The organism is Vibrio sp. QJM3NY_27 (assembly GCF_057785955.1).
Genome location: NZ_CM173511.1, coordinates 1 through 13,264 on the forward strand (window position 1 = coordinate 1; position 13,264 = coordinate 13,264).

9 protein-coding genes are annotated in these 13,264 nt (G+C 45.8%); 5 read left to right on the top strand and 4 right to left on the bottom strand.

The window, feature by feature from the left end:
* The 4 genes from dnaA (at position 1) to gyrB (ending at position 6,200) form a co-directional block, all read left to right on the top strand.
* Positions 1–1,422 (top strand): chromosomal replication initiator protein DnaA, encoded by a 1,422-nt coding sequence (dnaA, locus tag AC3CIA_RS00005; RefSeq protein WP_017081729.1) that lies wholly within the window; start codon positions 1–3, stop codon positions 1,420–1,422.
* A gap of 81 nt (positions 1,423–1,503) precedes the next feature.
* Positions 1,504–2,604, top strand: coding sequence for a DNA polymerase III subunit beta (gene dnaN, locus AC3CIA_RS00010; RefSeq protein WP_017073815.1), 1,101 nt, complete (start codon positions 1,504–1,506; stop codon positions 2,602–2,604).
* An 81-nt stretch (positions 2,605–2,685) separates the two neighbouring features.
* On the top strand, positions 2,686–3,765 hold the full coding sequence (recF, locus tag AC3CIA_RS00015) for a DNA replication/repair protein RecF (RefSeq protein ID WP_017080844.1): 1,080 nt from the start codon (positions 2,686–2,688) through the stop codon (positions 3,763–3,765).
* A 17-nt stretch (positions 3,766–3,782) separates the two neighbouring features.
* Positions 3,783–6,200 carry a DNA topoisomerase (ATP-hydrolyzing) subunit B gene (gene gyrB, locus AC3CIA_RS00020; protein WP_004736684.1) on the top strand — a complete coding sequence of 806 codons (2,418 nt, stop codon included), beginning with the start codon at positions 3,783–3,785 and terminating at the stop codon, positions 6,198–6,200.
* A gap of 271 nt (positions 6,201–6,471) precedes the next feature.
* Here gyrB and AC3CIA_RS00025 read toward each other — a convergent pair whose 3' ends face one another.
* Entirely contained in the window at positions 6,472–6,594 is a 123-nt protein-coding gene (locus tag AC3CIA_RS00025; protein WP_301339450.1) for a hypothetical protein, read from the bottom strand.
* A 142-nt stretch (positions 6,595–6,736) separates the two neighbouring features.
* On the opposite strand from AC3CIA_RS00025, the gene AC3CIA_RS00030 reads away from it, so the two are divergent.
* Positions 6,737–7,171: an Hsp20 family protein gene (locus AC3CIA_RS00030; protein WP_488518303.1), complete on the top strand. Its 435-nt coding sequence runs from the start codon at positions 6,737–6,739 to the stop codon at positions 7,169–7,171.
* Positions 7,172–7,402: 231 nt separating this feature from the next.
* Here the strand turns inward: AC3CIA_RS00030 and AC3CIA_RS00035 are convergent, their stop codons facing one another.
* From AC3CIA_RS00035 to glyS, 3 genes are all read right to left on the bottom strand, one after another.
* Positions 7,403–8,653, bottom strand: a complete 1,251-nt coding sequence (locus tag AC3CIA_RS00035; RefSeq protein ID WP_017077292.1) for a valine--pyruvate transaminase — start codon at positions 8,651–8,653, stop codon at positions 7,403–7,405.
* 255 nt (positions 8,654–8,908) lie between these two features.
* Complete coding sequence (locus AC3CIA_RS00040; RefSeq protein ID WP_488518304.1) at positions 8,909–10,996, bottom strand: alpha-amylase; 2,088 nt, start codon at positions 10,994–10,996, stop codon at positions 8,909–8,911.
* 201 nt (positions 10,997–11,197) lie between these two features.
* Positions 11,198–13,264 (bottom strand): glycine--tRNA ligase subunit beta, encoded by a 2,067-nt coding sequence (gene glyS / locus AC3CIA_RS00045; protein ID WP_488518305.1) that lies wholly within the window; start codon positions 13,262–13,264, stop codon positions 11,198–11,200.

Here is a 13,264-nt window from a genome sequence, read left to right on the forward strand (position 1 = left end):
GTGTCATCTTCGCTTTGGTTGCAATGCTTGCAACAGCTTCAAGAAGAGTTACCAGCTACAGAATTCAGTATGTGGGTACGTCCGTTACAAGCGGAGCTCAATGGTAATACTCTAACTCTATTTGCACCAAACCGATTTGTACTCGATTGGGTGCGCGATAAGTACCTAAATAGCATTAACCGTTTGCTACAAGAATATTGTGGTAATGATATCCCGCATCTTCATTTTGAGATTGGAAGTAAACGAGTCATTGCTCCAAGGTCTGAGGCTATCGCCCCTGCTCGTACTCGTACTGCTGCTGATGTAGCTGCTGAGTCGTCTGCACCTGCGCAGCTACAAGCACGTAAACCAGTACACAATATCTGGCGTGATGAAGAACCTGTAGCGGTTGATCTTAATCACCGTTCAAACGTGAACCCAAAACATAAGTTCAATAACTTTGTTGAAGGTAAGTCGAACCAACTGGGTTTGGCTGCGGCACGTCAGGTTTCTGATAACCCAGGAACCGCTTACAACCCGTTGTTTTTGTATGGCGGTACTGGTTTAGGTAAAACGCACTTGTTGCATGCGGTGGGTAACGCCATTGTTGATAATAAGCCGAATGCTAAAGTGGTTTACATGCACTCAGAGCGCTTTGTTCAAGACATGGTGAAAGCGCTCCAAAACAATGCGATTGAAGAATTTAAGCGCTACTACCGTAGTGTTGATGCATTGCTTATCGATGATATCCAATTCTTTGCTAATAAAGAGCGTTCTCAAGAAGAGTTCTTTCATACCTTTAATGCGCTGCTTGAAGGCAATCAACAGATCATCCTAACGTCTGACCGTTATCCAAAAGAGATCAACGGGGTAGAGGATCGTCTTAAATCCCGCTTCGGTTGGGGTTTGACGGTTGCGATTGAGCCACCTGAGCTTGAGACTCGTGTGGCGATCTTGATGAAGAAAGCAGAAGACCACCAAATTCATCTTGCGGATGAAGTGGCGTTCTTTATTGCGAAGCGTTTACGCTCTAACGTTCGTGAGCTAGAAGGCGCATTGAACCGTGTTATTGCGAATGCAAACTTCACTGGCCGTCCGATCACGATCGATTTCGTGCGTGAAGCACTGCGTGACTTACTTGCCCTGCAAGAAAAACTGGTCACCATTGATAACATTCAAAAGACAGTCGCTGAATACTACAAAATCAAAGTTGCTGATCTATTATCTAAACGTCGTTCTCGTTCCGTTGCTCGTCCACGCCAATTGGCGATGGCACTGGCTAAGGAGTTGACTAACCACAGCTTGCCTGAGATTGGTGATGCATTCGGTGGCCGTGACCACACGACCGTGCTGCACGCTTGTCGTAAGATTGCTCAGCTGCGTGAAGAGAGCCACGACATTAAAGAAGATTATTCGAACTTGATTCGTACCCTTTCTTCTTAATACACAGTATTCTTAACCTTAATAAGCAGAATCTTGGCCACGTACTATTACGCAGTGCCATTTAGACCGTAAGAGCAAGATATGAAATTTACCATTGAACGTAGTCACCTGATTAAGCCATTGCAACAAGTATCTGGCGCGCTAGGTGGTAGGCCAACGCTTCCAATTCTAGGAAACCTACTGATTAAAGTAGAAGATAACGTGTTGTCGATGACAGCGACGGATCTAGAAGTTGAACTGATCAGCCGTGTAACGCTTGAAGGTGATTTCGAAGCGGGCAGCATTACCGTACCTTCACGTAAGTTCCTAGATATCTGTCGCGGTTTGCCAGATAGCTCAGTGATCACTGTGGTATTGGATGGTGACCGTGTTCAGGTTCGTTCTGGTCGTAGCCGTTTCTCATTGGCAACATTACCTGCGGCAGATTTTCCAAATATTGAAGATTGGAGCAGTGAAGTTGAAGTGTCAGTGACACAAGCTGAATTGCGCGGTCTTATCGAGAAAACACAATTCTCAATGGCGAACCAAGACGTTCGTTACTACCTCAACGGTATGTTGTTTGAGATTGAAGGTTCTATCTTACGTAGTGTTGCAACTGATGGTCACCGTATGGCGGTATCTCAAGCGCAACTGGGTGCCGATTTTGCTCAGAAACAGATCATTGTTCCTCGTAAAGGTGTGCAAGAACTGGTGAAGCTACTGGATGCTCCTGAACAGCCAGTAACGCTGCAGATTGGTAACTCTAACGTGCGCGCTGAAGTGAACAACTATGTCTTCACTTCTAAGCTGGTTGATGGTCGTTTCCCTGATTATCGCCGCGTAATGCCACAAAATACCACTAAGACATTAGAAGCCGGCTGCGATGAGTTACGTTCAGCGTTTTCTCGTGCTGCGATTCTGTCGAATGAAAAATTCCGTGGTGTTCGCGTTAATCTTGTAGATACCGAGATGCGTATTACAGCGAACAACCCAGAACAAGAAGAAGCGGAAGAAGTGCTAGACGTAACCTTCGACGGTGACGCACTAGAGATTGGCTTCAACGTAAGCTACGTATTGGATGTATTGAACACACTGCGTTGTGAACAGGTTCGAATCTCAATGTCAGACGCGAATGCGAGTGCATTGATTGAAAACGCACAAGATGACAGCGCGATGTACGTTGTTATGCCGATTCGTTTGTAACTGTGTTTATTTATACATTATGTTTGCTTATCAACAACGTTTGTCTATCGAGCCGTGATTGAAGATTAATATGAAGACGTTATGCCTTTATCGCGCTTAATCGTAAAGCAGTTTAGAAATATTGAAGCCTGTGACATTCAACCGTCATCAGGCTTTAACTTTCTTATAGGGGCTAACGGAAGCGGCAAAACCAGCGTCCTTGAAGCAGTGTATCTGCTCGGACATGGTCGCTCGTTCAAAAGCTCCTTAACCGGTCGTATCATTCAAAATGAGTGTAGCGAACTGTTTGTCCATGGCCGTTTTATGACCTCGGATCAATTTGAGCTGCCAATTGGCATTAATAAGCAGCGCGATGGCACCACAGAGGTTAAAATAAGCGGTCAAACTGGGCAAAAATTGGCTCAGTTAGCTCAAGTCTTACCTTTGCAGTTGATTCACCCCGAAGGGTTTGATTTACTAACCGATGGACCTAAGCATCGCCGCGCATTCATTGATTGGGGAGTCTTCCACAGTGAGTCGGGTTTTTATGATGCTTGGGGCAGGGTAAAGCGCCTCAATAAACAGCGTAATGCATTATTGAAAACGGCGACGAACTATCGAGAACTGAGCTATTGGGATCAAGAATTGGCTCGTTTAGCTGAAAGCATCAGCCAGTGGCGTGCCACTTACGTTGAACAGCTTAAAGAAGTCGCCGAAGAAATCTGTGCAACCTTCTTACCTGAGTTTGAGATAAAGATTAACTACTATCGAGGCTGGGATAAAGACACCCCGTACGCCGAGATATTAGAAAAGAATTTTGAAAGGGATCAGCAGCTTGGTTACACCTTTAGTGGGCCAAACAAAGCGGATCTAAAGATAAAAGTGAACGGCACTCCAGTGGAAGATGTCTTGTCACGAGGTCAATTGAAGTTGATGGTGTGCGCGCTACGAGTAGCACAAGGGCAACACCTCACTCAAATGACAGGTAAGCAGTGCATCTACTTGATAGATGACTTTGCTTCCGAATTAGATAGCCAACGCCGAGCACGTCTTGCTGAGTGTTTAAAGGCGACCCAGGCTCAAGTTTTTGTAAGCTCTATTACCGCTGATCAGATTGCAGATATGCATGACGAAAATAGCAGGATGTTTCATGTGGAACATGGCAAAATAGAGCAAGGATAATTAGTCAGAGAGTAACTATGTCAGATAATTACGATTCATCGAGTATTAAAGTACTGAAGGGTCTGGATGCGGTACGTAAGCGTCCTGGAATGTACATTGGCGACACGGATGATGGTACCGGTCTGCACCACATGGTTTTTGAGGTGGTAGATAACTCTATTGATGAAGCACTCGCTGGTCACTGTAATGACATCATCGTAACTATCCATGAAGATAGTTCTGTGTCAGTAAGCGATGATGGCCGTGGTATTCCAACTGAATTGCACCCAGAAGAAAAAGTATCAGCAGCAGAAGTAATCATGACGGTTCTTCACGCTGGTGGTAAGTTCGATGATAACTCGTACAAAGTATCTGGTGGTCTGCACGGTGTTGGTGTTTCAGTAGTTAACGCACTTTCTAAGCAAGTTACTCTTACTATCCATCGCGGTGGCAAAATCCACACTCAAACATACTGCCACGGTGAGCCTCAAGCGCCACTAGCGGTTGTAGGTGACACGGACAAAACAGGTACAGAGATTCGTTTCTGGCCGAGTGAAGAAACCTTCAATAACATCGAGTTCCATTATGATATTTTAGCTAAGCGTCTACGCGAGCTATCATTCTTGAACTCAGGTGTATCAATTAAGCTAATTGATAAGCGCGAAGAAGACAAAATGGATCACTTCGAATACGAAGGCGGTATCCAAGCGTTTGTTGAGCACTTAAACACCAACAAAACACCGATTATCCAGAAAATATTCCATTTCGATCATGAGCGTGAAGACGGTATTACCGTTGAAGTTGCTATGCAATGGAATGACGGTTACCAAGAAAACATTTATTGTTTCACCAACAACATCCCTCAACGTGATGGTGGTGCTCACTTAGCGGGTTTCCGTGGTGCTCTAACACGTACATTGAACAGCTTCATGGACAAAGAAGGCTTCTCGAAGAAAGCGAAGACTTCAACATCAGGTGATGATGCTCGTGAAGGTTTGACAGCGATTGTTTCGGTGAAAGTGCCAGATCCTAAGTTCTCAAGCCAAACTAAAGACAAGCTGGTTTCTTCAGAAGTGAAGTCTGCGGTTGAGTCTACGATGGGGGAGAAACTGTCTGAGTTCCTAATTGAGAACCCAGGTGAAGCGAAAATCGTTTGTTCTAAAATTATCGATGCAGCACGTGCTCGTGATGCGGCGCGTAAAGCTCGTGAGATGACACGTCGTAAAGGCGCATTAGATTTAGCGGGTCTTCCAGGTAAACTCGCTGACTGTCAGGAAAAAGATCCTGCACTGTCTGAACTATATATTGTGGAAGGAGACTCTGCTGGCGGATCAGCTAAGCAGGGGCGTAACCGTAAGAACCAAGCAATCCTACCGCTTAAAGGTAAAATCCTTAATGTAGAGAAGGCACGTTTCGATAAAATGCTGTCTTCTCAAGAAGTCGCAACGCTAATCACAGCACTTGGTTGTGGTATTGGTCGTGACGAATACAACCCAGATAAACTGCGCTACCACAACATCATCATCATGACCGATGCCGATGTCGATGGTTCTCACATCCGTACTCTGCTACTGACGTTCTTCTACCGTCAAATGCCTGAACTGATTGAACGTGGTTACATCTACATTGCTCAGCCACCGCTTTACAAAGTGAAGAAGGGTAAGCAAGAGCAGTACATCAAAGATGAAGATGCGATGAACCAGTATCAAGTATCTTTGGCTTTAGACAATGCAGAATTGCACGTAAACCCTGAAGCACCTGCGTTTACTGGTGAAGGCTTAGAGAAGCTTGTTCATCAATACAATGCAGGTATTAAGCTGGTTGATCGTATGAGCCGTCGTTACCCACGAGCACTGATTCACGAATTGATTTATGTACCTCGCCTAACCGCTGAGCAGTGTCATGATGAAGCGGCAGTTGAAGCTTGGGGTAAGCAGCTTGTAGAGCAGCTAAACGGCAAAGAAGCGGGTGCGAGCCAATATTCTCTTGAAGTTGAAAAACACGAAGAGCTAGGTTTAAGCGTTCCTAAGATTGTAGTGCGTACACACGGTGTTACTCACGAACATGTACTCAGCATTGACCTTATCAACTCGAAAGAGTTTGGTAAGCTAGCAGACCTTTCTGAAGCGCTTGACGGCTTGATTGAAGAAGGCGCTTACATCAAGCGTGGTGAGCGTACTCAAGCGGTTTCTAGCTTTGTTGAAGCTCTGAACTGGTTAGTGAAAGAGTCTCGTCGTGGCCTGAGCCTACAACGATACAAAGGTCTAGGTGAGATGAACCCTGATCAGCTTTGGGAAACGACAATGGATCCTGAAACTCGTCGTATGATGCAAGTAACGATTGAAGATGCTGTTGGTGCTGATCTGTTGTTTACAACGTTGATGGGCGACCAAGTAGAACCGCGTCGTAACTTCATCGAAGAGAATGCACTTAAAGTAGCAAACCTAGACGTTTAATCACTGCGATGCGTCGTTATTTCGCATGATTTCTGCGTTCGGCGTACTCACATACACTTGTATGCTGCGTGCGCCTCGCTTGAACTAATGCGAACTAACTTAGCCTCGAAGCAATTAAATTGATGTCTTCGTTGTATTGATGAAGTTCATAAAATTATGAAAGCACTGCCTATTGGTGGTGCTTTTTTGTGTCTGTAAGGTATTGAAAAATAGTAGATTGGAAAAATAATTGAAAATAATCCCTTGAAACTATTTTGCTCAATCCACATATCTAGTTGTGAAGAGGATGACTGTCTTGCTCTACAAGAGAAGAAACAGAACCTTCATTACCGCTAACGAAGAATCGCTCAATAGAGGATAACTTTGGCAGCACACAATTTAAAAATTGATTCATTGCCATGTCCCAGCGTTGTCGCCAATAGAGGTGAAACCCGAGGAATGCGAACTGAATCCCTTAGCTGTTTACTGGGTCACACACAGGTTCGATCTCAGTAAAATTCACGGCTAAGACTATTGCTTACTAAAAGGATAGCATTATGAGAACTGTAGATTTCACTCCACTTTACCGCAACGCAATCGGCTTCGATCGTCTATTCAACATGATGGAATCGAACACGTCGAAAAATACTTCTGGCGGTTACCCTCCTTACAACATCGAGCAAAAAGACGAGAACAACTACCGTATTACTATGGCCGTTGCTGGTTTTGCTGATGACCAATTAGATCTTACTCAGAAAGAGAATACGCTAATTGTTAAAGGTGAGCGCAAAGCAGAAGCAGAGAAAACCTTCGTATACCAAGGTATCGCAGAGCGTGATTTCGAGCGTAAATTCCAACTGGCAGACTACGTAAAAGTGGTAGGTGCTAGTATGGAAAATGGTCTTCTTCACATCGACCTAGAGCGCGAAATCCCAGAAGCGATGCAACCACGTAAGATTGCTATTAATGGTAATGGTCTAATCGAAGGCTAATACCCGTCATACTTGAAGCTACAGCGTTGTTGACGTCGTAAATTCCCCCTAATCACATAGGTTCCCTATGCTCATCGGGTTGAATTTTCTAGTCGCCTAGCTGAACCCCCAATTATTTAGGGTATTCAAGTGACAAAAACTATCGGGAAGTAAAAGTGAAAGAGCACCAGTACCTTGAAGAAGGTCGGTGCTCTTTATTGTATTTGGCCTACAGTAACCTAAAAGGTTTTATTACTGTTCTGAGTAAGCCTTTTTCACTTCTTCAGCAATGATTGAAATGCCTTTCTGCATCGCCTCATCATCTTGCACGTAGTTCATGCGTAGACATTGATGGGCATGATCCCATTCGTCTTCTTGGCCGATAAAGAAGTATTCACCCGGAACAATCAATACGCCACGAGCTTTGAGGCGATCGTACAGCTCCATGGTGGTAATCGGCAGTTCATCAAACCATAGCCATAAGAAAATCGCGCCTTCAGGCTTGTGGATACGGAAGCGAGGGTCATCGATTGCTTCTTGTAAGAGCTCAACTGCACGTAGAGATTTATCTTTATAGAAAGGTTTGATTACCTCGCTGCTTAAGCGCAGTAAATCGCCTTTTTCAATCATGTGGTTAGCAATCGCAGGACCAACACTATTCGGTGCTAGGCTGATAATGCCATTCATGTTGGTCAGAGCTTGTGTTACTTCTTCGCTCGCAATCACGATACCGCAGCGCACACCAGGCAAACCAAGCTTAGATAAGCTCATGCACAGAATGGTATTTTCATTCCAGAATGGTTCGACATCTTCAAAGATGATGTTTGGAAACGGCAAGCCATAGGCATTATCGATCAGTAGCGGGATGTTGTTTTCACGCGCTAGCTTATCCAGTTTACGTACTTCTTCGTCGGTCAGCACGTTACCGGTTGGGTTGGTTGGGCGAGAAGCACAGATAGCGGCAACCGAGTCATCAACCTTGAGCTTCTCAAAATCAACGTGGTATTTAAACTGGCGGTTTTCTAGCAGTTCGATCTCTGGGTGGTAAGAGATAAAAATATCGTCATCAATGCCAGCATCGCCGTAGCCGATATATTCAGGCGCGATCGGTAGCAAGATTTTCTTGTGTGATCCGTCTGGCTGTTGGCCTGCTAAAAGATTGAATAGGTAAAAGAAGCCACTTTGACTGCCGTTGGTCAGGCTGATGTTCTTCTCGCTGATGTCCCAACCATAAGTATCTTTCAGCATCGCCGCTAACGATTTAATGAAGCTGTCTTTGCCTTGCGGACCATCGTAGTTGGCGAGGGCGGCAATGAGTTCTCCACTGGCGAGCATGTCGGCACTGGCTTGGTTAAAGTAATCGAGCATGGCTGGGATAGCGGCTGGGTTACCACCACCGAGCATGATTGCGCCAGGAGTGCGCAGGCCATCATTCAAATCATCCATTAAACGAGTGATTCCAGAGTATCGATTAAACTTTTCACCAAACTTAGAGAACTGCATTACTTATTTTACCTAATTCATTGTGATTGCTTGTTATGTGTCATTAAGGCAGACCTTATGTCTACCATCAGTGTGTTCCTTGAACATACCGCAATGTTTTTGCGACGCATAGCGCCAAATGCTCTAACGTGAAAAAAACTTCTATAAAGTTTAACTAATGAGTGTCTGCTTTCTTATTGAACGAGTGTTTCGTGATCAAAAAAGGAGAAGCCTAAGCTTCTCCTTTTAATTCCTGTGGGTTATTTCAATCAGCGCTTACTTTGAGCCAGTATAAACGACTAATACCTTGTCATCTTGGTATTGGCGTTCGAACGCATAGTAGCCCTTGCTGTTACGGGGGATATGCTTACCTTGGGCTACCGCTGGGTGGCGTTGGCGGAATTGGCCAAGCGCTTGCCAGTGTTCCAGCAACTCTGCTCGTTCACCTGTGATTTGATCCCAAGGCATGTCAGAGCGAGTGCCTTGCATTGGGTCGGAGCCTGTTGGGCCGAAATCACGAGCGATTTCATCACCGTAATAGATCTGCACTGCTCCGGGAGCCAGCATCAACGCGTTTGCAGCTTTGGTTTGTTTTGCAAAGTCACTGCCGTGTTGTGTCCAGAATAACGAGGTGTCGTGAGATGAAAGGTAACTCAACACGTTGAACTCGCTGTCACTGTTGATCTTGTCTGCGTAGCGCAGGTAGTCAGCATCGAGATCGGATAGACACTTAAGTGCTTTGGGTGCGATATCACTCTGGAATTCAAAGTTGATGATCGAATCAAACCCGTTAGCGAAATAGTCTGATTTCACCACGCTGTGTGCCCATACTTCACCCGTCATCCAGAATGGTAGGTCATCCAACGCTTTGTCTGGGTTGTTTTGTTTCCATTCTGCAAGCGCTTGGTTAGTGCTCTCTTTAAGCTCTGCCCACGCATCTAACTCAACGTGCTTGGCGGTATCGACCCTAAAACCATCAACGCCATATTCACGTACCCAGTCAGACAACCAAGTGATGAGATGTTCACGAGGGGTTTGGAGTTCATCTGTAGCGCTGGTGGACTTGTTGCGATAGAAGTTAGGCAGCCCGGTGGTCTCTGTTGATTCGGTTTTAAAGTCGGGCAGGTGCGCCAAAGACATGGTGAGGTTATTGTAACCTGGGGAGTCATAGGCACCGATATCGCTGCGAAGCCAAGCTTTGCCCCACCACTTTTCCCATGCTTCTTTATCGCTGTATGAGATGTAGTTGTTGAAGTAGTGCCAGTTCTGACCTTTAGCGGGTTGCCAATCTGTCCAGTTTTCGCCAAGTGTTTGTTTAGCTTGTTCATCCGTGAGGTTGAGTTTGCCGAAGTCGAACTCTTGCATGTCGGCAAGCGTGGCGTAGCCAGTGTGGTTCATCACCACGTCCCAAACAACACGAATGCCTTTGCTGTGCGCAGTATCGATGAAGGTTTTCAGCTCGTCTTCGGTACCCATGTTGTCATCGAGCTTAGTCCAGTCTTGATGGTAGTAGCCATGGTAGCCGTAATGTTTGAAGTCACCGCGATCACCGCCGCCAACCCAGCCGTGGATCTGCTCTAGTGGAGAGGTAATCCAGATAGCATTAGCACCGAGCGATTCTATGTAGTCGAGTTTTTCAGTTAACCCGGCTAAGTCACCACCGTGGAAGGTGCCGATTTCATCTTGTTCATCTTGGCTGCGACCATAGCTATTATCGTTGTCAGGGTTACCGTTGTGGAAGCGATCGGTCATCACGAAGTAAACCGTGGCGTTGTCCCAGCTAAAATCAGCTTTGGTTTCTGGTTCTACTTTCTCTAGCAGTAGAACACCTTGGCTGCTTTCTGCAGGCTGCATGATGACATTGCCGTTACTGACGGTAGCTTCGATGCCAGAAAGGGCATCTCTAACTAGAGTGCCATCATCAAAGGTTTGAGTAACATCGATGGTGGTTGGCTGGTCACTAGGAACCGGACAAGCAAAGCTTTGTACTTGTTGCTGCTTTGGCTTTATCTGAACCGTCAGCTCATTGGTTTGTGGGTTGAGCGTAAACTGGTAGGTGTTAGCACGAAAGACCTTAATCTCTATTTCAGATTTATCGGCGCAATCGTCTAGGCGAAGGGGTTTATTGAATTTGATGCGACTCACTTCAGCCAGCGCAAAGTTGGTGCCACAGGTATTTTGAGCGTCGCTGATAGAGAAGGTATAGCTACCTTTAGCGAGCTCTTGTTCTGCGATCACGGTGCCTTTACCTGTCGATTCAAATACGATGGTGTCGTTATCAATCGTCAGCAGTAGATTGTTGTCACTGGTTTGGCTGCATGCGCTGAGTGCGAGTATTGAAAGCGCGAGTACTGTTTTTTTCATTGTTCCCTTCCCCTGAATAAACAGATTATTTATAGCAAACAATGCCCTCTACAGTCTGAGTGCTGATTCATTCAGTTAATCAATAACACCTCTACAAACAAATGCTTGGTTCACAAAAACAAAAAGGGAAGCTTTCGCTTCCCTTTGGGTGTTTACCGTTAGTTACTCAGAGTATGTCTAGAGTAACTGTCTCACTCGTGCTTATTTTTGCAGTAGAGAGATGTCAGCAATCTGTAGGAACAGGTTACGTAGGTTGTTCAGTAGCGTTAGACGGTTTTTCTTAAGCGCTTCGTCATCAGCCATAACCATTACGTTATCGAAGAATGCATCAACGGGTTCACGTAGGTCAGCAAGCTTGCTTAGGGCTTCTTGGTAGTTACCTGTTGCGAATGCTGGCTCTAGTGCTTCCGTCATTACTTCAACGTTTTCAGCCAGTGCTTTCTCTGCGTCTTCTTGAAGAAGCGTTAGGTCGATTTCTGCTGGTAGTTCGCCATCGAATTTCGCAAGGATGTTACCTACACGCTTGTTCGCTGCAGCTAGTGCTTCTGCTGCTTCCAGTTCACGGAAGTGAGAAACCGCTTTAACACGTTGGTCAAAGTCAGCTGGCTTGGTTGGGCGACGTGCTAATACCGCTTGGATGATATCAACGCTGAAACCAGCATCTTGGTACCATGCGCGGAAACGACCTAGCATGAAGTCGATAACGTCAGTTTCTACGTTGTCGTTGGTCAGCTTGTCACCTAGTAGCTCTTTCGCTTTACCGATTAGATCGGTTAGGTCTAGGTTGTAGCCGTTTTCAACGATGATACGTAGCACACCTAGTGATGCACGACGTAGCGCGAATGGGTCAGAACCTTTTGGTGCTTGGCCAATACCGAAGATACCTACGATAGTGTCTAGCTTGTCTGCCATTGCAACCGCAGAAGAGATGCCAGTGCTTGGTAGTGTGTCACCCGCGAAACGAGGCATGTACTGCTCGTAAAGTGCGAGTGCTACTTGCTCGTCTTCACCATCGTGCGTTGCGTAGTGCATGCCCATTACACCTTGAGTATCCGTAAATTCGAATACCATCGATGTCATTAGGTCACATTTAGCCAGTAGGCCAGCACGCTTAGACTTTTCAACGTCAGCATCGATTTGCTCAGCAATGTAGCCAGCAAGTTCTGTGATGCGGTCTGTTTTGTCTTTGATCGTCCCCAATTGCTTCTGGAAGATAGCTTGGTCTAGTTCAGCAAGACGGTCGATAAGCGGACGCTTACGGTCGGTGTTGAAGAAGAACTCAGCATCAGCAAGACGTGGACGTACCACTTTCTCGTTACCTTCGATAACGTGACGAGGCTCTTTAGACTCGATGTTCGAAACGAAGATAAAGTTCGGTAGTAGGTTTTTCTCTGAATCGTATACAGGGAAGTACTTCTGATCGCCTTTCATGGTGTAAACCAAAGCTTCAGAAGGCACTTTTAGGAACTCTTGCTCAAACTTAGCAGTAAGCACCACTGGCCATTCAACCAAAGAGGTAACTTCTTCAACAAGATCATCTTCTAGGTCAGCAATACCGCCAACCGCATCTGCTGCTTTTTTAGCATCAGCAAGAATGATCGCTTTACGCGCATCGTAATCTGCCATTACTTTACCGCGCTCTTCTAAGATCGCAGGGTATTGGTCAGCAGAGTCGATTGTGAACTCTTGTTCGCCCATGAAACGGTGGCCACGGATAGTACGAGCAGAAGCTACGCCTAGGATTTTGCCTTCAACAAGCTCATCACCTAGTAGTACTGTCAGTGTTTTCACTGGACGGATAAATTGAATGTCTGAGTTACCCCAGCGCATTGCTTTAGGAATTGGTAGGCCAGCCAGTGCTTTCGCAGCAATGTCGATCACCAATTCTTGAACAGGTTTGCCAGCTACTTCTTGTTTGAAAAGAAGCCACTCGCCTTTGTCTGTTTTCAGGCGGTCAGCTTGCTCAACGGTAATACCGTTACCACGAGCCCAACCTTGTGCAGCTTTAGTCGCGTTGCCTTCAGCATCGAATGCGACAGAAATTGCAGGACCGCGCTTCTCAACCACTTTGTCTGCTTGGCCTTCAGCCAATGCTGTTACTTTAAGTGCTAGGCGACGAGGTGCTGCGTACCACTTGATGCCTTCGTGAGAAAGCTCAGCCGTTTTAAGACCCGCTTCAAAGTTAGAAGCAAAGGCTTCTGCTAGAGAACGAAGTGCTGTTGGTGGAAGCTCTTCCGTACCCAGTTCAATTAGAAAATTCTTCGCCAT